This window comes from Pseudomonas sp. ef1 (genome assembly GCF_007293365.2).
Taxonomy (GTDB): Bacteria; Pseudomonadota; Gammaproteobacteria; order Pseudomonadales; family Pseudomonadaceae; genus Aquipseudomonas; species Aquipseudomonas siliginis.
In genome coordinates this window covers 5,289,189-5,309,624 of record NZ_CM129815.1, presented here as the reverse complement: position 1 = coordinate 5,309,624, position 20,436 = coordinate 5,289,189, and the positions used below count along the sequence as shown (strand labels likewise).

The 20,436-nt window shown below is 51.2% G+C and carries 18 protein-coding genes and 1 pseudogene; 13 read left to right on the top strand and 6 right to left on the bottom strand.

Features of this window, described 5'->3' with window-relative positions; translation table 11 throughout:
- Positions 1–2: 2 nt before the first annotated feature.
- The 13 genes and pseudogenes from hisC (at position 3) to FEE99_RS24195 (ending at position 13,076) form a co-directional block, all read left to right on the top strand.
- Positions 3–1,121, top strand: coding sequence for a histidinol-phosphate transaminase (hisC, locus tag FEE99_RS24255; RefSeq protein ID WP_143979068.1), 1,119 nt, complete (start codon positions 3–5; stop codon positions 1,119–1,121).
- A 28-nt stretch (positions 1,122–1,149) separates the two neighbouring features.
- Positions 1,150–3,357 (top strand): bifunctional prephenate dehydrogenase/3-phosphoshikimate 1-carboxyvinyltransferase, encoded by a 2,208-nt coding sequence (locus FEE99_RS24250; RefSeq protein ID WP_041478484.1) that lies wholly within the window; start codon positions 1,150–1,152, stop codon positions 3,355–3,357.
- On the top strand, positions 3,354–4,043 hold the full coding sequence (gene cmk / locus FEE99_RS24245) for a (d)CMP kinase (protein WP_024013869.1): 690 nt from the start codon (positions 3,354–3,356) through the stop codon (positions 4,041–4,043). Before FEE99_RS24250 ends, cmk begins: the two co-directional genes overlap by 4 nt.
- A gap of 119 nt (positions 4,044–4,162) precedes the next feature.
- A complete protein-coding gene (gene rpsA / locus FEE99_RS24240) occupies positions 4,163–5,848 on the top strand; it encodes a 30S ribosomal protein S1 (RefSeq protein WP_016770920.1) in 1,686 nt (561 codons plus the stop codon).
- 192 nt (positions 5,849–6,040) lie between these two features.
- The gene (locus FEE99_RS24235; RefSeq protein WP_041478278.1) at positions 6,041–6,319 is read left to right on the top strand and encodes a hypothetical protein; all 279 of its coding nucleotides are present in this window, start codon (positions 6,041–6,043) and stop codon (positions 6,317–6,319) included.
- Positions 6,320–6,472: 153 nt separating this feature from the next.
- Positions 6,473–6,769 (top strand): integration host factor subunit beta, encoded by a 297-nt coding sequence (gene ihfB, locus FEE99_RS24230; protein WP_007950920.1) that lies wholly within the window; start codon positions 6,473–6,475, stop codon positions 6,767–6,769.
- A gap of 30 nt (positions 6,770–6,799) precedes the next feature.
- Complete coding sequence (locus FEE99_RS24225; protein ID WP_041478280.1) at positions 6,800–7,039, top strand: LapA family protein; 240 nt, start codon at positions 6,800–6,802, stop codon at positions 7,037–7,039.
- Positions 7,040–7,262: 223 nt separating this feature from the next.
- A complete protein-coding gene (gene rfbB / locus FEE99_RS24220) occupies positions 7,263–8,339 on the top strand; it encodes a dTDP-glucose 4,6-dehydratase (protein WP_041478282.1) in 1,077 nt (358 codons plus the stop codon).
- Entirely contained in the window at positions 8,336–9,229 is an 894-nt protein-coding gene (gene rfbD / locus FEE99_RS24215; RefSeq protein WP_041478284.1) for a dTDP-4-dehydrorhamnose reductase, read from the top strand. The genes rfbB and rfbD overlap by 4 nt, the downstream gene beginning before the upstream one ends.
- Positions 9,226–10,116: a glucose-1-phosphate thymidylyltransferase RfbA gene (gene rfbA / locus FEE99_RS24210; protein ID WP_041478286.1), complete on the top strand. Its 891-nt coding sequence runs from the start codon at positions 9,226–9,228 to the stop codon at positions 10,114–10,116. Before rfbD ends, rfbA begins: the two co-directional genes overlap by 4 nt.
- Before the next feature lie 56 nt (positions 10,117–10,172).
- On the top strand, positions 10,173–11,096 hold the full coding sequence (locus FEE99_RS24205) for a glycosyltransferase (protein WP_041478287.1): 924 nt from the start codon (positions 10,173–10,175) through the stop codon (positions 11,094–11,096).
- Entirely contained in the window at positions 11,093–12,055 is a 963-nt protein-coding gene (locus FEE99_RS24200) for a UDP-glucose 4-epimerase family protein (RefSeq protein ID WP_041478289.1), read from the top strand. Before FEE99_RS24205 ends, FEE99_RS24200 begins: the two co-directional genes overlap by 4 nt.
- Positions 12,052–13,076: pseudogene (locus FEE99_RS24195) on the top strand (MraY family glycosyltransferase). The gene FEE99_RS24200 and the pseudogene FEE99_RS24195 overlap by 4 nt, the downstream one beginning before the upstream one ends.
- A gap of 142 nt (positions 13,077–13,218) precedes the next feature.
- Here the strand turns inward: FEE99_RS24195 and FEE99_RS24190 are convergent.
- The 6 genes from FEE99_RS24190 to FEE99_RS24165 all read right to left on the bottom strand — a co-directional run bounded on the left by FEE99_RS24190 (position 13,219) and on the right by FEE99_RS24165 (position 20,401).
- The gene (locus FEE99_RS24190; protein ID WP_041478291.1) at positions 13,219–13,620 is read right to left on the bottom strand and encodes a GtrA family protein; all 402 of its coding nucleotides are present in this window, start codon (positions 13,618–13,620) and stop codon (positions 13,219–13,221) included.
- Entirely contained in the window at positions 13,617–14,903 is a 1,287-nt protein-coding gene (locus FEE99_RS24185; protein WP_041478293.1) for an NAD(P)/FAD-dependent oxidoreductase, read from the bottom strand. The genes FEE99_RS24190 and FEE99_RS24185 overlap by 4 nt, the downstream gene beginning before the upstream one ends.
- A gap of 2 nt (positions 14,904–14,905) precedes the next feature.
- A complete protein-coding gene (locus tag FEE99_RS24180) occupies positions 14,906–15,850 on the bottom strand; it encodes an NAD-dependent epimerase/dehydratase family protein (protein ID WP_041478294.1) in 945 nt (314 codons plus the stop codon).
- A complete protein-coding gene (locus FEE99_RS24175; RefSeq protein WP_447121738.1) occupies positions 15,850–16,947 on the bottom strand; it encodes a hypothetical protein in 1,098 nt (365 codons plus the stop codon). Before FEE99_RS24175 ends, FEE99_RS24180 begins: the two co-directional genes overlap by 1 nt.
- Before the next feature lie 293 nt (positions 16,948–17,240).
- Entirely contained in the window at positions 17,241–17,963 is a 723-nt protein-coding gene (locus FEE99_RS24170) for a hypothetical protein (RefSeq protein ID WP_447121737.1), read from the bottom strand.
- 86 nt (positions 17,964–18,049) lie between these two features.
- Positions 18,050–20,401 (bottom strand): hypothetical protein, encoded by a 2,352-nt coding sequence (locus tag FEE99_RS24165; protein WP_143979070.1) that lies wholly within the window; start codon positions 20,399–20,401, stop codon positions 18,050–18,052.
- Between the last annotated feature and the right edge of the window lie 35 nt (positions 20,402–20,436).

Genomic DNA, 20,436 nt, shown 5'->3' with positions numbered 1-20,436 from the left:
AAATGAGTGGCAACTTCCTCGCTCTGGCACAGCCGGGCGTGCAACAACTTTCGCCGTACGTTCCGGGCAAGCCTGTGGACGAACTGGCGCGCGAGCTGGATCTGGATCTGGATCCGGCAAAAATCGTCAAACTGGCGAGCAACGAAAACCCATTGGGCGCCAGCCCGAAGGCATTGGCGGCGATCCGCGAAGAGCTGGCCGAGCTGACCCGCTACCCGGACGGCAATGGTTTCGCCCTGAAGTCTCTGCTTGCCGAGCAGTGCCGTGTCGAGCTGAATCAGGTCACGCTGGGCAACGGCTCCAACGACATTCTTGAGCTGGTCGCCCGTGCCTATCTGGCGCCGGGCCTGAACGCGGTATTCAGCGAACATGCATTCGCTGTGTATCCGATTGCTACCCAAGCTGTCGGTGCGCAGGCCAAAGTCGTTCCAGCCAAAGACTGGGGCCATGACCTGCCGGCGATGCTTGCGGCCATCGATGCCAACACCCGCGTGGTGTTCATCGCCAACCCGAACAACCCGACCGGTACCTGGTTCGGCGCCGAAGCGCTGGACGAATTCCTGCAGGACGTTCCCGAGCATGTGCTGGTAGTCCTCGACGAGGCTTACATCGAGTACGCCGAAGGCAGCGATTTGCCGGACGGTCTCGACTTCCTCGCGGCGTACCCGAACCTGCTGGTGTCGCGCACCTTCTCCAAAGCCTATGGTCTGGCCGCGCTGCGCGTCGGTTATGGCTTGTCGACGCCTGTGGTGGCAGACGTGCTGAACCGCGTTCGCCAGCCGTTCAATGTCAACAGCCTCGCCTTGGCAGCGGCCTGTGCGGCATTGAAAGATGATGAATATCTGGCGCAAAGCCGTCAGCTCAACGAAGCCGGCATGCAGCAGTTGCAGGCGGGTTTCCGTGAGCTGGGGCTGAACTGGATCGAGTCCAAAGGCAACTTCATCTGTGTCGATCTCGGCCAGGTCGCGGCGCCGATTTTCCAGGGCTTGCTGCGCGAAGGCGTGATCGTGCGTCCGGTGGCCAATTACGGCATGCCGAACCACCTGCGGGTGACCATCGGTCTGCCGGCAGAAAACAGCCGTTTCCTTGAGGCGTTGCGCAAGGTTCTGGCTCGTGGTTGATGTCACTGCGCTGCAACCTGCTGCACCTATGATCGGTCGCCTTGTGGTGGTCGGTCTGGGGTTGATCGGTGGTTCGTTTGCCAAGGGTTTGCGTGAAAGCGGCCTTTGCCGTGAGGTGGTCGGTGTTGATCTCGACCCGCAATCGCGCAAGCTCGCGGTCGAATTGGGTGTGGTCGATCGCTGCGAAGATGATTTGGCGGCGGCTTGCGTCGGTGCTGACGTGATTCAGCTGGCGGTGCCGATTCTGGCCATGGAAAAGCTGCTCGCGCGTCTGGCTGTCATGGACCTGGGGCAGGCGATTCTTACGGATGTCGGCAGCGCCAAAGGCAACGTAGTGCGCGCCGCGACCGAAGCGTTCGGCGGCATGCCGGCGCGCTTCGTCCCGGGGCACCCGATTGCCGGTTCCGAGCAGAGCGGGGTGGAAGCCTCGAATGCCGAGCTGTTCCGCCGGCACAAGGTGATCCTGACGCCGCTCGAGCAGACCGATCCTGCCGCACTGGCGCTGGTCGATCGGCTCTGGCGCGAACTGGGCGCCGATGTCGAGCACATGCAGGTCGAGCGTCACGATGAAGTGCTGGCCGCGACCAGCCACCTGCCGCACCTGCTGGCTTTCGGTCTGGTCGATTCATTGGCCAAGCGCAATGAAAATCTGGAGATCTTCCGTTACGCTGCCGGTGGTTTTCGCGATTTCACAAGAATCGCCGGAAGCGACCCGGTGATGTGGCACGACATCTTCCTCGCCAATCGCGAGGCTGTCCTGCGCACACTCGATACATTTCGCAGCGACCTCGACGCCTTGCGCGACGCGGTCGATGCAGGGGATGGGCACCAATTGTTGGGCGTTTTCACGCGCGCCCGGGTTGCCCGCGAGCATTTCAGTAAAATCCTGGCCCGCAGGGCCTATGTGGACGCTATGAATTCCAACGATCTGATCTTCCTGGCTCAACCTGGTGGCCGCCTGTCCGGTCGGATTCGCGTACCGGGTGACAAATCGATTTCCCACCGTTCGATCATGCTCGGCTCGCTGGCCGAAGGCGTCACCGAAGTCGAAGGCTTCCTTGAGGGCGAAGACGCCCTGGCGACCTTGCAGGCGTTTCGCGACATGGGCGTGGTCATCGAAGGCCCGCACCACGGCCGCGTGACCATTCACGGTGTCGGCCTGCACGGCTTGAAACCTGCGCCGGGCCCGATCTATCTGGGCAACTCTGGCACCTCGATGCGTCTGCTCTCTGGCCTGCTGGCGGCGCAGAACTTCGACAGCACCTTGACCGGCGACGCTTCGCTGTCCAAGCGTCCGATGAATCGCGTGGCTAATCCTTTGCGAGAAATGGGCGCCGTGATCGAAACCGCTGCCGAAGGTCGTCCACCGATGACCATTCGCGGTGGCCATAAGCTCAAGGGCCTGACCTACACCATGCCGATGGCCAGTGCCCAGGTGAAATCCTGCCTGCTGCTTGCCGGTCTCTATGCTGAAGGCAAGACCACGGTGACCGAGCCGGCACCGACCCGCGATCACACCGAACGCATGCTGCGTGGCTTCGGCTACCCGGTCAGCGTCGACGGCGCCACGGCTTCGGTCGAGTCCGGCGGCAAGCTCACCGCGACTCACATCGAAGTGCCGGGCGATATCTCGTCGTCGGCGTTCTTCCTGGTCGCGGCCTCGATTGCCGAGGGTTCCGAGCTGGTGCTCGAGCACGTCGGCATCAACCCGACCCGTACTGGCGTGATCGATATCCTGCGGCTGATGGGCGCCGATATCACTCTGGAAAACCAGCGTGAAGTGGGCGGCGAGCCAGTGGCTGACTTGCGCGTGCGGGCAGCTAAACTCAAAGGTATCGAGATTCCGGAAGCGCTGGTGCCGCTGGCCATCGACGAATTCCCGGTCCTGTTCGTCGCTGCTGCATGCGCCGAAGGGCGTACCGTGCTGACCGGCGCCGAAGAGCTGCGAGTCAAGGAATCCGACCGGATTCAGGTCATGGCGGACGGCTTGCTGGCGCTGGGCGTCAAGTGCGAACCGACCCCGGACGGCATCATCATTGACGGCGGCCAGATCGGCGGCGGTGAAGTGCACGGTCACGGCGACCACCGTATCGCCATGGCCTTCAGCGTTGCCTCGTTGCGCGCTACCGCACCGATCCGCATCCATGATTGCGCCAACGTCGCGACCTCGTTCCCCAACTTCCTCGCGCTGTGCGGGCAAGTCGGCATTCGTGTGGCACAAGAGGCTCAGTCGTGAAAAACATTGCACCGGTCATCACCATCGATGGGCCAAGCGGCTCCGGCAAAGGCACGGTTGCCGGGATTCTGGCCAAGCGTCTGGGCTGGAACCTGCTGGATTCCGGTGCGCTTTATCGCTTGCTCGCGTTTGCTGCGCATAACCATGGCGTCGACCTGACCAATGAAGAGCTGCTGAAGACATTGGCCGCTCATCTGGATGTGCAGTTCATCGCCGCGACCGAAGGTCAGCTGCAGCGGATCATTCTCGAAGGCGACGAAGTCAGCGATGTCATCCGCACCGAAAGCGTCGGCTCCGGCGCCTCGCAAGTGGCTGCGCTGCCCGCCGTACGCGAGGCGCTGCTGCAGCGCCAGCGTGCTTTTCAGGAAGCGCCGGGCCTGGTGGCCGACGGCCGCGACATGGGCACGGTGGTTTTTCCGGATGCACCACTGAAGATTTTCCTCACCGCCAGTGCCGAGGAACGGGCGCGCCGTCGATATTTGCAGTTGAAGGGCAAAGTCGAGGGTGTTAGTCTGTCGAGTCTGCTAGATGAGATCCGTGCGCGCGATGAGCGTGACACCCAGCGCGCAGTAGCCCCGCTCAAGCCGGCGGCCGACGCGATTCAGCTGGATTCAACGGAGCTTTCCATCGATCAGGTGCTTGAACGCATCATGAGCGAGATCGCCATTCGCGATATCGCCGGGTGACCAAGAAGGTCGCAGGGGACCAGTCATAGTCCTGCGGTGCTTCTTTTAAATGAAACTAACCCACACCGTCTGGGGTGTGGAGATGGGCGTTTACTTCGCCCTCATCTACAGGAATTAAAATGAGCGAAAGCTTTGCGGAACTCTTTGAAGAAAGCCTGAAAACCCTGAACCTTCAGGCAGGCTCCATCATCACCGGTGTTATCGTTGATATCGATTACCAGGCTCGCTGGGTAACCGTTCACGCTGGTCTGAAGTCTGAAGCACTCATCCCGCTTGAGCAGTTCTACAACGATGCTGGCGAACTGAACATCAACGTTGGTGATGAAGTTCACGTTGCTCTGGATTCGGTTGAAGACGGCTTTGGCGAAACCAAGCTGTCCCGTGAAAAAGCCAAGCGCGCTGAATGCTGGATCGTTCTGGAAGCAGCCTTCGCAGCCGAGGAAGTGGTCAAGGGCGTTATCAACGGTAAGGTTAAAGGCGGCTTCACTGTCGACGTTAACGGCATCCGTGCGTTCCTGCCAGGTTCCCTGGTTGACGTCCGTCCAGTGCGCGACACCACGCACCTGGAAGGCAAAGAGCTGGAATTCAAGGTCATCAAGCTGGACCAGAAGCGCAACAACGTTGTCGTTTCCCGTCGCAGCGTCCTCGAAGCCGAGAACTCCGCCGAGCGTGAAGCTCTGCTGGAATCCCTGCAGGAAGGCCAGCAAGTCAAAGGTATCGTCAAAAACCTCACCGATTACGGCGCATTCGTCGATCTGGGTGGCGTGGACGGCCTGCTGCACATCACCGACATGGCCTGGAAGCGCATCAAGCATCCTTCCGAGATCGTCAACGTTGGTGACGAAATCGACGTCAAGGTTCTGAAATACGATCGCGAACGCAACCGTGTTTCCCTGGGCCTGAAGCAACTGGGCGAAGATCCATGGGTTGCTATCAAAGCCCGTTACCCAGAAGGCACTCGCGTTACCGCTCGTGTAACCAACCTGACTGACTACGGCTGCTTCGCTGAGCTGGAAGAAGGCGTTGAAGGTCTGGTACACGTTTCGGAAATGGACTGGACCAACAAGAACATCCACCCTTCGAAAGTCGTACAAGTCGGCGACGAAGTGGAAGTCATGGTTCTGGACATCGACGAAGAGCGTCGTCGTATCTCCCTGGGCATCAAGCAGTGCAAGTCGAACCCATGGGAAGACTTCTCTGGCCAGTTCAACAAGGGCGACAAGATCTCCGGCACCATCAAGTCGATCACCGATTTCGGTATCTTCATTGGTCTGGACGGCGGCATCGACGGTCTGGTTCACCTGTCCGACATCTCCTGGAACGAAGTGGGCGAAGAAGCCGTACGTCGTTTCAAGAAGGGCGACGAGCTGGACACTGTCATCCTGTCGGTTGACCCAGAGCGCGAGCGCATCTCCCTGGGCATCAAGCAACTGGAAAGCGATCCGTTCTCCGAGTACGTCTCGGTTAACGACAAGGGCGCTATCGTGACCGGTACCGTGAAAGAAGTTGACGCCAAAGGCGCCATCATCGTTCTGGCCGACGACATCGAAGCTACCCTGAAAGCCTCCGAAATCAGCCGTGACCGCGTTGAAGACGCGCGCAACGTTCTGAAAGAAGGCCAGGAAGTTGAAGCCAAGATCATCAGCGTTGATCGCAAGAGCCGCGTAATCCAGCTCTCGATCAAGTCGAAAGACGATGCTGAAGAGAAAGAAGCCATCCAGAGCCTGAAAGCAGCTCCGGAAGGTGAAGCAGCTGACACCACTATGGCGGCACTGCTGCGTCAAGCAATGGCCAAACAGAACTAAGTTCTGCTTGATCATTAAAAAGGGCGACTTCGGTCGCCCTTTTTTGTGCCTGCTATTTGGTCTTTGTACGTCCGTGCATGAAACCAATGGCTTCGCCTGCGGGTCTGTTTCTTTAATCGGATCAATCGCCTATTCGCGACTAAGCTTGATCTTGAGTATTAGTCGTCAGGCTTGCCTGGCATAAGGAAGTGGATGAACAAGTTACTTGTTGTTGCAATGCTCCTGGCGCTGGCAGGGTGCACCACCAGTGCGAAAACCCATGCGGTGCGCGGCGTCAGTGGTATCGAGGTCGATTGCTCCGGGTTGGGGTCCGGTTGGGAAAAGTGCCAGAAGCGTGCAGCGAAGGAGTGCAAAGGTAAGGGCTACAAGGTCATCACCCGCTCTGATGATGCGAAAGATGAAGATGAATACCCCTTTGGCTTCAATCCCGCAGGCTTTGTAACCCGGACCATGCTGGTGATGTGTCGTTAGGTGAGCAGCGATCCGACTCGCCACTGGAGTGCCCTGAAAATGGGCGTTTTGACCCCGGGAAAGATATGTCAATCCCTGGGCTGTTCAAAATCTTCCGGGCATGCTAAAACCTTTCAAGCGCTGATCTAGCTGCTTGAAAAAGAAGGGAAAAATATGACGAAGTCGGAGTTGATCGAACGAATTGTCACCCATCAAGGGCTACTCTCATCCAAGGATGTGGAGCTGGCCATCAAGACCATGCTTGAGCAAATGTCTCAGTGCCTCGCCACCGGTGATCGTATCGAGATCCGTGGATTTGGCAGCTTCTCCCTGCACTACCGCGCGCCGCGCGTCGGCCGCAACCCGAAAACCGGCCAGTCGGTAAGTCTGGACGGTAAATTCGTTCCGCATTTCAAGCCGGGCAAGGAATTACGTGATCGCGTGAACGAAGAAGAGGAGGAGGGCGCTTGATCTTCGCTATTCAAATTCAAGGGGGCATGAATGCGTAACCTGAAACGCATACTGCTTGGCGTTTTTCTTCTGCTGATGGTTCTGGTTGTTCTGGCGTTTGTGCTGGAAAACCAGCAATCGGTTTCGCTTTTGTTTCTGGGTTTTACCGGCCCGCAGTTGCCAGTGTCGGTTGTTGCGGTGTTGGCGTTGCTGATTGGTATGTTGATTGGTCCTGTGTTGGGCTGGTTTCTGGGGCGCTCGTCCAGAGCTGCACGCAAGCGAGTGGTGTGAAAACGACAGGCGCACGGCATCTGTCGAAATTGCGCCTCAGCCTGTCTTTATCCATTAGTAAAACCATCATTAAGCTGTAAAATGCGTCCCTTGTTCGATCGTGCCTTAATGCATGTCGATTCAGACTGACTCTGACGGATGCCAACTGATAGTGGCTTCTGCATTCATGGATTAGACCGCGCTCGCTGGCAGCGCTGTCCGCAGCTCAAGGGTATCGTTTCGCGTGAAAATTCTAGTTACCGGCGGTGCCGGCTTCATTGGCTCGGCAGTCATCCGTCACATCATCTCCAACACTTCCGATGCAGTCGTTAACGTCGACAAGCTGACGTACGCCGGCAATCTGGAGTCCCTGGCAGAAGTCAGCCAGAATTCGCGTTACGCCTTCGAGCACGTCGATATCTGCGATCGTGATCAGATCGACCGCGTTCTACGTGAGCACCAACCGGATGCAATCATGCACCTGGCCGCTGAATCTCACGTCGACCGCTCGATCTCCGGCCCGTCCGAATTCATCCAGACCAACATCATTGGCACCTACACGCTGCTCGAAGCAGCGCGCCACTACTGGGCTGCGCTGGATGACACGCGCAAAGCCAACTTCCGCTTCCACCACATTTCGACTGACGAAGTTTACGGAGACCTCGAAGGTCCGGAAGACCTCTTCACCGAAACCACGCCTTACCAGCCAAGCTCGCCATACTCGGCCAGCAAGGCCAGCTCCGACCACCTGGTTCGTGCCTGGGCGCGTACTTACGGCCTGCCGACACTGGTTACCAACTGCTCGAACAACTATGGCCCATGCCACTTCCCTGAGAAGCTGATCCCGCTGATCATTCTCAACGCGCTGGAAGGCAAGCCGCTGCCAGTGTACGGCAAAGGCAACCAGGTTCGTGACTGGCTGTATGTCGAAGATCACGCCCGCGCGCTATACAAAGTCGTCACCGAGGGTGTGATCGGCGAGACTTACAACATTGGCGGTCATAACGAAAAACAAAACATTGAAGTGGTGCATACACTGTGTGCATTGCTCGATGAATTGCGTCCTGATTCTGCTCATCGTCCTCATGCCAGCTTGATTACCTATGTTCAGGATCGTCCTGGGCATGACGTGCGTTATGCAATCGATGCGAGCAAGATTCAGCGTGAGCTGGGTTGGACCCCCGAGGAAACCTTCGATTCAGGCATCCGTAAGACCGTCGAGTGGTATCTGAATAATACTGAGTGGGTAGATCACGTGAAGAGCGGCAGCTACCAGCAGTGGATTGATCAGAACTATGCGGATCGCTCGAATAAAGCATGAAGATCCTACTTCTAGGAAAGAACGGTCAGGTGGGCTGGGAGCTGCAACGTTCCCTGGCTCCGCTTGGCGAACTCGTCGCTCTTGATCGTCACGTTGTTGATGGCCTCAGCGGAGATCTGTCGAATCTTGAATCCTTGCGTGCAACGATTCGTCAGATAAAGCCCGACGTTATTGTTAATGCTGCTGCTTATACGGCGGTCGACAAAGCTGAGTCGGAAACAGAATTGGCAGATCGCGTAAACGGCCTTGCGAGTGGCGTGATGGCGGAAGAAGCCGCATCGCTGGGCGCGTGGCTGGTTCACTACTCAACGGATTATGTTTTCAGTGGTCAAGGCGTCACGCCATGGCAGGAGACAGACCCTGTTGCGCCGGTGAACCATTACGGCGCCAGTAAGCTCGCCGGCGAGCAGGCAATTATTGCATCGGGTTGTAAGTATCTGATCTTTCGTACTAGCTGGGTTTACGGAGCTCGCGGCAACAACTTTGCGAAGACCATGCTGCGCTTGGCCAAAGATCGCGAAACGTTGAGCGTGATTGCGGATCAGATCGGAGCACCTACCGGGGCGGATCTGATCGCTGATGTAACGGCGTTGGCCATCCAGCAAGTTCACAAGCGTCCAGAGTTAACTGGCCTCTATCATTTGGCCGCTGCTGGCGAAGTGTCCTGGCATGGCTATGCCAGTCTCGTAATCGACTTCGCTAAAGCCCAAGGCGAGGAGTTGGCTGTGACAACGGTCAACCCAATCGAAACGACTGCCTACCCGACACCTGCACGTCGCCCTCTGAACTCACGCTTGAATACTCAGAAACTGCGCGACAATTTTTCTCTACACTTGCCGGATTGGCAAAGTGGTGTAACCCGAATGCTTAGGGAAGTTCTGAACAAATGACCACGACAAATCGTAAAGGAATCATCCTCGCTGGAGGTTCGGGCACTCGACTGCATCCGCTAACTCTCGGTGTTTCCAAGCAGATGCTACCGATCTACGACAAGCCGATGATCTTTTATCCGCTGTCGGTACTGATGCTTGCCGGCATGCGTGAGATTCTGATTATTTCCACTCCAGAAGATCTGCCATGCTTCCGCAAGTTGCTGGGCGACGGTAGTTTGTACGGTATCAAACTGACCTACGCTGAGCAGCCTAGCCCGGACGGCCTGGCTCAGGCGTTCATTATCGGCGAAGAGTTTATCGGCAAAGATCCTTGCTGTTTGATCCTTGGCGATAACATCTTCTACGGTCAGCACTTCTCGGACAATCTACGTTCGGCAAGTTTCCAGCAAGAGGGTGCAACTGTCTTCGGATATCACGTCTCCGATCCAGAGCGTTTTGGCGTTGTCGAGTTCGACAAAACCGGCCGCGCACTGAGCATTGAAGAAAAGCCACTGAAGCCGAAATCCAACTATGCTGTAACCGGTCTGTACTTCTACGATAACAACGTTGTCGAGATCGCTAAGGGCATCAAACCATCGGAACGCGGAGAGTTGGAAATTACCGACGTCAACCGTGCTTATCTCGATCGTAAGACGCTGAATGTCGAGATGCTGGGCCGTGGTTTTGCTTGGCTCGATACGGGTACTCATGATTCCTTGCTGGAGGCGAGCCACTTCGTTCATACCATTGAGCAGCGTCAGGGGCTTAAGGTTGCTTGCCTTGAAGAAATTGCCTATCACAATGGTTGGATCTCCGCCGAGCAGTTAGGCGCTCAGGCCGACGCTCTGAAGAAGACTGGTTACGGCCAGTACTTGCAGAAGCTGCTGGATTCGCCTTCCCACTGATTCGAACGCTCAATCTGTTCGAGCAGTAGCGTTTAACCGGTGCAAGCAGGAATGGCATGCCAGTAAAACATCCCAAGGTTGCGGTTTTGCTGGCTGCCTACAATGGAATGCAGTGGATCGAGGAGCAATTGGCCTCGATCCTCAGTCAGGAAGGCGTCGACGTTACTATCTACATCAGCATTGACCCCTCAACCGACGGTACCGAAGATTGGTGCGCTGCTTATGCCGTGCAGCATTCCGAGGTCATCGTGTTGCCAATCGCCGGAAGTTTCGGCGGCGCCTCTCGTAACTTCTTTCGATTGATCCGTGATGTCGACTTTGAAGGCTATGACTTTGTCGCTTTCTGCGATCAGGATGACGTCTGGCATTCTGATAAGTTACAGCGTGCGACCCACACACTTTCAGATCTCCAGGTGGATGCCTACTCAAGCAACGTCACGGCTTTTTGGCCGGACGGAAAAGCCTGTGTGCTGGACAAGGCCCAGCCGCAAGTCGAGTGGGATTTTCTATTCGAAGCGGCAGGCCCTGGATGCACCTACGTCTTGAATGAGCGATTGGCGACTTCAATGAAAGGCGCGATGCTCAAAGAATGGCCGCGATTGCAAGGGGTCGGCCTCCACGACTGGTATTGCTATGCGTTCGCTCGCAGTCACGGTTACCGCTGGTTTATCGACTCACTACCATCGATGGATTATCGCCAGCACGAAAACAACCAAGTCGGCGCCAATACAGGTTTGGGTTCATTGATATCTCGCTATAAAACCATTCACGATGGCTGGTGGTTCAATCAGGTTCAGTTGATCACCCTACTGGTCGGCCAAGCTGATGAAGCGTTTGTCCGGACCTGGCTACCGTTGGGACGCCGACAGTTGATCAAATTGTCTTTCAGCGCAAGTAAGTGTCGCCGCCGTGCACGTGACAAAGTGTTTTTCTTTTGTATTTGCTGGGCGACCGCATTGTTAGGAAAAAAAGTCAAATGACAGCCCTAAAGGTGTTGGTTACAGGGGCGAGCGGTTTCGTAGGGGAAGCGTTGGTCTTCCGGCTGTTAATCGACAATACATTTGCGGTCACTGCCGCCGCCCGGGGGGCCACGCGTTTGCATGGCCTCTGCCCGGTGGAGTCCTTTGACCTGACCCAGCCGATGCTTTTGCCGTGTCTGAGCACTGTGCAAGTCGTTATACATGCCGCTGCCCGCGTGCATGTCATGAAAGACAAAGTTGTCGATCCCCTTGCCGAGTTCCGCAAGGTCAATGTGGAAGGGACACTGCGGCTGGCAAGACAAGCCGCTGCATCAGGAGTCAGGCGTTTTATTTTCATTAGTTCAATCAAGGTGAATGGCGAAAGTACCGAGTTGGGCAAGCCATTCACGGCCGATGATTGCTCGAATCCGTCGGATCCTTATGGTGTGTCCAAGTATGAAGCAGAAGCAGCGTTGAAGAAATTGGCACGTGAGACCGGTATGGAAGTTGTCATTATTCGCCCGCCGCTGATCTATGGGCCCGGAGTGAAGGCGAACTTCCTGAGTATGCTTAGTTGGCTCGACAAAGGTGTCCCATTACCGCTAGGGGCGATCCGCAATCAGCGGAGCTTGGTCTGCATAGCAAACCTAGTGAGTCTGGTAATCACTTGTATTGATCACCCTGCGGCGGCCAATCAGACTTTTCTGGTGAGCGATGGTGAAGATTTATCCACCACTCAACTGTTGCGTCGCCTTTCCCGTGCGTTAGGCAAGCCAGCCCGACTGCTGCACTTTCCCGAGGGAATATTGAAGCTGGCAGCCGCAATGTTGGGTAAACAAGTAATCGCCCAGCGCCTGTGCGGATCTCTCCAGGTCGATATCAGTAAAAATTTTCATTTATTGGGGTGGGCGCCACCCGTTAACATGGAGCGAGCCATGCTTCAGACCGCTAGCTATTATCAGGAAAGACAAACGAAATGACTGTTTGGTGGCTTCTATTAGCGGTATTCGCCGTTTCATGGGTATTGACGCTTGTCTTGCGCCGTTATGCTATGGCGAACAGTTTGGTGGATGTACCAAATGAGCGCAGCTCTCATTCGATCCCAACGCCGCGCGGGGAGGGGTGGCGATTGTTATTTCGTTCCTATTGGCGCTTCCCCTCCTTGGCGGCCTAAATCTGCTGAGCCCCTCGGCTTTATTTGGTCTGCTTGGTTCGGGTCTACTCGTTGCGATCATCGGTTTCGCCGATGACCACGGGCATATTGCTGCCAGATGGCGATTGTTGGGGCATTTCACAGCGGCGAGTTGGGCGTTGTTCTGGTTTAGCGGGCTTCCTCCTATTGAGTTTTTTGGTGTCGTGTTGGATTTGGGATGGTTCGGCAGCATCTTGGCGCTGGTGTATTTGGTCTGGATGCTTAATCTCTACAACTTCATGGACGGAATTGATGGATTGGCGAGCGCTGAAGCGATCAGCGTCTGTCTGGGCGTGTGCTTAGTTTATTGGTTTAGCGGTAATCTCGAGTTGATCTGGGCTCCGCTTATTCTGGCAGCGGCGGTGGCGGGGTTTCTATGGTGGAATTTTCCACAGGCGAGGATTTTCATGGGAGATTCCGGCAGCGGATTCCTTGGGCTCGTCCTCGGACTTATGTCTATTCAGGCCGCGAGCGCAACACCTCAACTGTTTTGGAGTTGGTTGATCCTGCTAGGGGTATTCATTGTTGACGCAACGTGGACGTTGATTCGACGTCTACTGCGCGGAGAAAAAGTGTACGAGGCGCATCGCAGTCATGCCTATCAATATGCATCGAGGTGTTATGGGAGTCATCGCCCCGTAACGTTAAGTGTGGTGACAATCAACATTTTATGGCTGACTCCTATTTCTATCGCTGTGGGGCTGGGAGTATTAGATGGAGTTAGCGGTTTTCTAGTAGCGGTTGTCCCGCTTATATGGTTGGCGCGTAAGTTTAATGCGGGGGAAGCGGAGATGGGAGAAGGAAGTTAGAAACTGCATGAGGCTTTAATTGCTATGGTTTTTGTAGTGAGATCACCTTGATTGCACAATTATATTAGTTAGGAAGAGTTGCGTGTCTGTGGTGAACAATACATCCCGCTAAGTAGAGGGATGTATTATTCGGCGCGAGGCGTTATTTGAATGACCAGCGTTTGTGTCCAAAGTAACTGGTAAATACCGGAATAACTACACCTATCGCATGTGAGATCTCTTTTACAAACAATGTCACGCCAAGCGATGGTAGTAAGTAGTACGCTAACCCCATACTTATGAGCCAAGTTTGTAGTACGGCGACTAGATTCACCAAAGTGAAAAATAGGATAGATCGACGAACGGATTGCTGACTCTCCTTAAAAACAAAGAGCTTGGCTAGCACGAACGCGGTGATCATTCCTGTGAGATAAGCAACAACTACCGAAAGCGAAAAGCTCAGCCATAAATTATAGATAATCCTGGAGCAAAAGTTAACAGCAGCCGCAGTGCCGCCGGTAATCAGGAATACCATGAATTGCTTGGACAGAAATTGCTGAATCACGCAGTCGCTTCCTTGGCCATTTTTCTACCGAAGTCAATACTCTCGGATATACCGCGATCTTCAGGATAATAGTAAGACGTATCTGCTACCCAAAGACCTTTGATAGGAAGCGCCGCCGGCGGCAGGTTATCAAGATAGCCGGGATCACAGATCGGCTGAGCGTAACGATACCGGCTGGCGCGTATGTCGATGAAATCTTCATCAGTGAGTGAAGTATTTATTTTCTTAAGATAAGTACGCACTTTCCCCAGAAAAATCTGATCTGGCTCGGAAAATTTCGGGTGTTCACCCGGGATGTAGAAAGGTACATAAACGATGTGATGATCCAGGGGGCGTAGGTTGGTGTACTCAACCAAGCCTGGGATATCCATATCTGGGTCGTTGGTATTCAGCCAGAAGTTTTCAGTGACCGCCTTGCGAAGTTTGGCAATGACGCATACCACAGCGATGTTCTTGACTGCCTTGAACTGTTCAAGAATGTGCGATGGTAGGTCAGGCATTATTTTAGGCACATAGGGCAGTGGAATTGTGCTGATGACTTTGTCAAACGCTTCAACCCGCCCGCCGACATCAAGACCCTGGATCTTGCCCTCTTCAATCAGTACGCGTGTCACCGGCGACTTCAGACGGATTTCACCACCATTGGCCTGAATATCGACTTGCATTGCCTGAAGTAGCGTTTCCGATCCTCCCTCCAGATAGCCCAGTTTTTCACGGAACAAGCTGTATCGGGATCTACCAATTCGCCTGATTCGACTCCAAATCCATGCTGCAGACAGGTTATCAGTGTAGTTATAAAATTTGTAATCGAACAGTTTGCGCCACAAGACATCGTACGCTTCCCTACCAACCCAGCGTTGAATCCAGCCTGTCGCCTCGACGTGATCGAGTGGCTTCCAGTCGTTGCGTTTTGTTGACAGAAATGCATGCAAGCCATAACGGAACTTGGCCACGAAACTCAGCCCTCTGAATTTGAGGAGCGCAATGGGATTCCCCCAAGGCTGCAACTGATTTTGATACCAGTATCCCATCTTTGTTTCTACCCAGCGCATTTGCGTCGCCAAGCCTAATTCATCTAGGACCTTTAGAAACGCATGGTCGGAAATGCAATGGAAATGGTAATAGCGCTCGATGCTCAAACTGGAGAAGTCGAATGCAGCCGTCATACCCCCGACACGGTCATCTGCTTCGAATACTACAGGATGATGGCCATCTCTCGCCAGTTGGTAAGCAACGGCGAGTCCCATAGGTCCTGCACCTAATACTGCAACACGCTGTCCCATATTCAAAACTCCATCAAAACTTTGCTGTAAGTCGGGTCGTTAAAGGTCTGATCGATAGCTCTACTGAATGGGGTCGGAGTCACGGAAAAAATACTCGGCCAGTCAATGACCTCAAATTCGTCCGGAGCGATCAGCGCTTTCAACTGAGAGGCTGTGAAGGGTGGGTTTTTATCAAACAATGCCCAGATCTTCAACAGTACATAGAACAAGCCATAGGGGATTTTCAGGATTATAGCTTTAGCCCCGACAGCGCGCTTTATTTGACGAATAATGTCTATGTAATCAATTTTTTCAAGTCCGGTAATATTGTAAACACTTCCGCTAGTTCTTGACCCAATACAACTAACGATGATGCTACAAAAATCACCAGCGTATAAAGGCTGGCGCATAAAACGACCATTTCCTGGGATTGGAAATACAGGAACCTTTTTCATGAAGCGTGATAGCCAGCCGAGGTGTTTTCGATCAAACCAGCCGAACATGAGCGTAGGTCGAAGCACCACGCAGTTAATGCCACTGGCTAATACCATTTGTTCTTGGTCTGTCTTTGTTTTTGTATAATAGTCATCAGCTACTGATTCAACTACCGAAGAGCTAATGTGAACTGTATATGGTACGTCGTGCAGTTTGATGGCGTTTAAAATATGCTCTGTGGCGAGAATGTTATTTCTAATAAAAGGCTCAATGTTGGGGGCGCCAATTTGCGCTTGTAACATTACAACAGTATCTGCTTCAGCGAAATGCTGAAACCAGCCACCCGGTTCGGCAAGGTCAGCGTATTCGATAACTATGTCCGGATGGATACTACGAAGAACCTCCAAGTTCGATTTGTGTTTGTCTAATACTACAAGATTTTTAAAGCCTTGAAGCTTAAGGTGCGCTACGAGATTCTGCCCTACTAATCCGGCCCCACCAGGGATGACAATTTTCTTTGATTTGCGATCCATCATTTTGCCTGTTTTTTAGAGTTGATAGCGATGGCGGACCACTCTCCCCAGCCATCACCTGAGTCTGACATTTTCAATTGAAAGGTATTCGGCACAGATTCTCCCGAAAACTCAATCTGTACCCATTCTTCAGCGACAGGCAATACTACCGGATTTTGAGGGCTACCTTCAATTTCCAATCGTTGACGGCCACCTTTTGGGCCGGACCTATAGAAAATTCTGTCGCCTTTTTTGAGGGATAGCGTCATATCACCAACGTCGGCATCGGAGTTAACCCAACTGCCTATGACAGTCATCTTGGAAATATTAGTATTCCAAGAATCGGTACCGTTCCAGCCATTATTTGAAATAATATTAGTAGCTGTAATATCAGTACCATCAATAGTGGGGTAAAGTTTGTTAACTGTATAGAAAATCTCTGGTATATCAGCTTTTAACCAACATTTTTGGCTGTTGCCCATTAAAATTACGGAAGACCCTAGCTGTTCTTTCAATAAATAGCCTTTGAATCCTGAATTAAGTGCTTTTCCACGTATAGCGTTAGCGATATCAACTCGTTTTTGCCCCGTCAAGGCATATCCTGAAATCACAAAATCACTGGACAGAAGTTTCACTGAATCAGGGATGGATTTATTTATAGGGTCAAATATCCATCCACTTACTTTCACGTAACGTGAATCGTAGTCTACTGATGTAACGCTCTCTAAAGTACCAATACATTGGTTTTTTATTGGTACTGTCGTTTTGACACCAATAGACTCGCTTACGTCTCGGATGTCGGGGGCATTAAATATGGAAATATTTTCATTTGCTGCGGTTTCCGTCATATGTAATGCACCTTCTGCCGAAGGAAAAATTTTCGATATTTGATGTCGATCTTTAATTCTCATTTCCAGAGCAAGAGCGGCTATTCTCTTTTCGTATAAGACATCATTGTCCGGATGTAGTGCTTTTAGTTGATAAGGAAGTAATAGGCCTAATAGGCAGATAAGAAAGATTTTTAGAACTTCTGTTTTTTTTACATTCTTCTGTGTTTCATAAGCAAAACTGAGTACTAATATGGAAAAAGCGACCCAAGCCATCAACGAAGGAGTCATATAACGGCTGCTGAGCGCTTGGTTTACACCAAGGTATAGTCTTCCGCTTGCTGTACCTAGCGCTGTCCCGCCAATATAGATAATGAAGAAAATAAGCGAAAGTCGTAATGCTTTTGCGTGGGGCGAAAATATCGATTTTATCGCTAAAAATAATGATCCGATAATCAGAAAGCCGCCGGAAGTGTATGCAGCAATTACAGCAGTTTTTCCTTGCGGAAATAAATGATGAAATGGTCCGCCAATATATAGCAGTATGTAAGCCGCGACACCTTCAGGGTTGCTAGCTAATACGGTCAGAACTGAGCTGTTGGAGGAGGGGGGTAGTCATAGAAGTAGAGGGTTATTGCCAGCATGGAAAGAACAGCTAAAGTCGTTATGCGCTTCCAACCTTGGCGTAAAATAATCGCATAAGTCACCATCAAGGGCAGTGTCATGATTCCATTTGCCATTGTTCCGATTGCAGCGATTCCAGTTAGGCATGACCAAATGAAGTATTTAGCTGAACCTGCATAAGGTAATGTAGACTTATATAACAAATAATATGCTAGCAGAGGTATCAACTGTGCGAGGAAAAATTGACTTTGAAAACCCCAGGTAAGATTTTCCTGTTGTGACCAAGAGAATAACCAAGCACTAAAAAAAATCCCAAGAATAAGTTTGGTGGATTTTTCCGTTGAGATATTTGATTCTTTCAAGTATTTATAGAAGACTACCGCGGAAAGAAATACGCAAATATAGTTGCATATAATCAAAAACCAAATATGTCCGTCAAATATTGTGATATCCAACCAGAATAGTACCCGAGATATTATAACTCGATGTTCATTATGAGGGCGCCACCATGCAGACCAATCTCCCGTGGATACTTTTACGTAGAAATCAAGGTAGCCGTTTATCATGTCCCAAAACGGTACAGGTGTAAAATTTAAGACCCCGCCAATTGCTGAGATCGCTATCAAAGTTAATGATGTGGAAATAATAAGTAAATTAATTGTTCTATTCAGTACTAGTCTCATTATCTTCCGCTACAAAAAAAGTGATTGACATGTATTTGTGTGCGCCAATAGGATGACTATTGTAAGTAATTATTGTTGGTGTTTGTTTACTTAAGGTCATCAATGATTACGATTATCTTTGGTTGCTCGCACAACTCAATTTTTCCACCTACTTTTCGAGCAAGTCCAATCTCATATTTTCCTGAAAGTTCATTAGTCAAAAAATTTGATTTGTAACCTGGGTCTGCGATGTCTGGAGTGCCAAGATACGCTTTTACGTCTAATCTTGGAGTCTTCTGAGTGCTGTAAAAACGGTATCGATCAGTCTCGTCGTGCAAGTAGATATAAGTTTCAGCCGGATTTGCTTTTGCATCCTTGGCTGGTACGAGCCATCCCTCGACGGATAATTCTCCTGCGCTGATGTTCATTGGCGGGGGCACCTGTTGGTTGACTGAGTCAATTACCCCATTACACAGTGCTTGTTTTTTTGGTAAGTTGGAGGTTATATCGTCCAGTGCGGTATTGTACTTAACTAACCCTCGACCAGTTGGAGGGAACTCATAGCTAGTTAAATTGACTTTGAAGTCCTTATTCCAGCCTGATAATTTACTGTTTGAGCCCTCTAGTCGGAATGATACAACCTCGTTAGGAAGTGGCGATGTGCTCTCTCTACTAGCAAAGTTAAGAAAATCGGAGTTTGTTCTAATGAGCGGGGAAATCAAAAATATTGAATTTGCCATCGATGGAATAAATCGATAACTTGCTTCTTGACGGTCGCGAGTTGTAATTATTATTCTGAGCATGCTTTGTTTGAATAGCACTCCTCTAATTCTGCCTAATAGATTTGGTTTCAACTCGATTTGCATGAAAGTATTTTTTTGTTCGTTAGGGATTTCTATTGTTTCGCCAATATGCCCCTCAATAGATGCTTGCTTTTCAGGGGCAATTAATTGCGCTGTATTGTGCGACTTACGCTTGAATTGTAGGAAATTTAAATCAGAGCCAACAATGTCGTAATTTGTGAGTAGAATAGGCCAGCTAGCTCCATCGTCTAAGGAAGGTAATCTTCCATCAATAGTCTCTACGTTAAAAAAAATGTTATCTGCGCCCTGAGTGGCGAGAAAGTCGCTATTGATCTTCGCAAGCTTCGCAGTATAAACAGAATAGCTTTGAATTACAGGTCTAGGATGCCAGGTGTTGCCAGATGCTAATAAATAAGATTGTTGGTATGAATATATATCAGAAGTTCCCGCTAGATGAGGTAGTTGAACTTCGTTAGTTATCTTGATGATTGATTTGTTATAATTGTTTTTTACGCCTTGTAAGTCTAGAGCCCGGCTGTATAATCCGGTAAAAGAACTGATATATCGATTTGATATGCGCTGGACGGTGTCGGAAATAGTAACGGGCGAGTAATGGCTTTCGATAGAAAACCATGTTGCAAAACACCCCAATAGCCAGAGCAAAACTCCCGGTTTACGATAGATTGTCGTCAGTGCAAGCCCTGCCATGACTATAGCGCTCCCCGCGATCATCGCATGGCCGTCATGTCTAGTGAAGCCTGCTTTGAAGCAAAGGAACAGATAGAGAGCGAAGTTCAACGCGATATAAATACGTATACTTTGCTGATGCTCACTCCTGAAAAGTATAATTAATCCCCAAAAACAAGTGAGCATGAATACAGCAATTTCATAGTTGCTTCCATACGTAGACATGGCTTCAGTGTATCCGCCGACAATCGGTGCGGAGTTCTGAAAAAAAGTGACCAAATCATCGGGTTTTTGGCCTCCTAATATCCATAAAAAAATCATCATAAGGCACGGGGTGATGAAAATCCCTGCGCCTAGTATGTATCTTCGGATTAATATGGCATAGGTCCCAGATACCAACATGGTCGTGGCACATATTAAGGCTGTTGATACTTTTATTAGAGGTAGTAAACCAAGAATTGAAAACAAAGAGATGGTGACAATTGTATAGTATGTCCCTCTATTTTTTTCAGGTTGCGTGGAGCTTTCTGAAAATAATTTGTGGACTACTAAAGATAGGCTGAGCGGAAAAAAAAACAACAGTGCATCAGTTTGTTTGTATGCGGCCAAGAAAACGCAGGTCACGAATAATAGTAAATAATTTTGGCGGCCATATAGAATGAACAAACTAAATGTTAATCCTAAAGTAAGAAGTAGACCCGCAGAAAGTATTAGAGTATCGATTGTGGGGTGGTATATTCCAGTGTATAAAGAAGAGTATGGGCCAAAGGTAAAAATGAAATCTTTTCCGAATGACATTCCTCGCGCAACTGCTTCGTTCACTGCAAATTTCCAAGAAGGGTCAAGCCCTGAACTTGGGAATTGGAGGGATAGCCCCATCACGATACATGCCAAGGTAACACTGAAAAGTGTCCATGTAGTTATTTCTAAATAACTACGTAGTAGCTGGATTTTCCTTGGTAAAATCATTTTTCTGCTCCTGACTTCTGGTATTGCTTTGGGTC

What these genes read in the sequence shown, in the direction of transcription:
- hisC (WP_143979068.1), top strand. Translation starts at nt 3, where the DNA reads ATGAGTGGCAACTTCCTCGCTCTGGCACAGCCGGGCGTGCAACAACTT.
- FEE99_RS24250 (WP_041478484.1), top strand. Translation starts at nt 1,150, where the DNA reads ATGATCGGTCGCCTTGTGGTGGTCGGTCTGGGGTTGATCGGTGGTTCG.
- rpsA (WP_016770920.1), top strand. Translation starts at nt 4,163, where the DNA reads ATGAGCGAAAGCTTTGCGGAACTCTTTGAAGAAAGCCTGAAAACCCTG.
- FEE99_RS24235 (WP_041478278.1), top strand. Translation starts at nt 6,041, where the DNA reads ATGAACAAGTTACTTGTTGTTGCAATGCTCCTGGCGCTGGCAGGGTGC.
- ihfB (WP_007950920.1), top strand. Translation starts at nt 6,473, where the DNA reads ATGACGAAGTCGGAGTTGATCGAACGAATTGTCACCCATCAAGGGCTA.
- FEE99_RS24225 (WP_041478280.1), top strand. Translation starts at nt 6,800, where the DNA reads ATGCGTAACCTGAAACGCATACTGCTTGGCGTTTTTCTTCTGCTGATG.
- rfbD (WP_041478284.1), top strand. Translation starts at nt 8,336, where the DNA reads ATGAAGATCCTACTTCTAGGAAAGAACGGTCAGGTGGGCTGGGAGCTG.
- rfbA (WP_041478286.1), top strand. Translation starts at nt 9,226, where the DNA reads ATGACCACGACAAATCGTAAAGGAATCATCCTCGCTGGAGGTTCGGGC.
- FEE99_RS24205 (WP_041478287.1), top strand. Translation starts at nt 10,173, where the DNA reads ATGCCAGTAAAACATCCCAAGGTTGCGGTTTTGCTGGCTGCCTACAAT.
- FEE99_RS24200 (WP_041478289.1), top strand. Translation starts at nt 11,093, where the DNA reads ATGACAGCCCTAAAGGTGTTGGTTACAGGGGCGAGCGGTTTCGTAGGG.
- FEE99_RS24185 (WP_041478293.1), bottom strand. Translation starts at nt 14,903, where the DNA reads ATGGGACAGCGTGTTGCAGTATTAGGTGCAGGACCTATGGGACTCGCC.
- FEE99_RS24180 (WP_041478294.1), bottom strand. Translation starts at nt 15,850, where the DNA reads ATGGATCGCAAATCAAAGAAAATTGTCATCCCTGGTGGGGCCGGATTA.
- FEE99_RS24175 (WP_447121738.1), bottom strand. Translation starts at nt 16,947, where the DNA reads ATGACTCCTTCGTTGATGGCTTGGGTCGCTTTTTCCATATTAGTACTC.
- FEE99_RS24170 (WP_447121737.1), bottom strand. Translation starts at nt 17,963, where the DNA reads ATGAGACTAGTACTGAATAGAACAATTAATTTACTTATTATTTCCACA.
- FEE99_RS24165 (WP_143979070.1), bottom strand. Translation starts at nt 20,401, where the DNA reads ATGATTTTACCAAGGAAAATCCAGCTACTACGTAGTTATTTAGAAATA.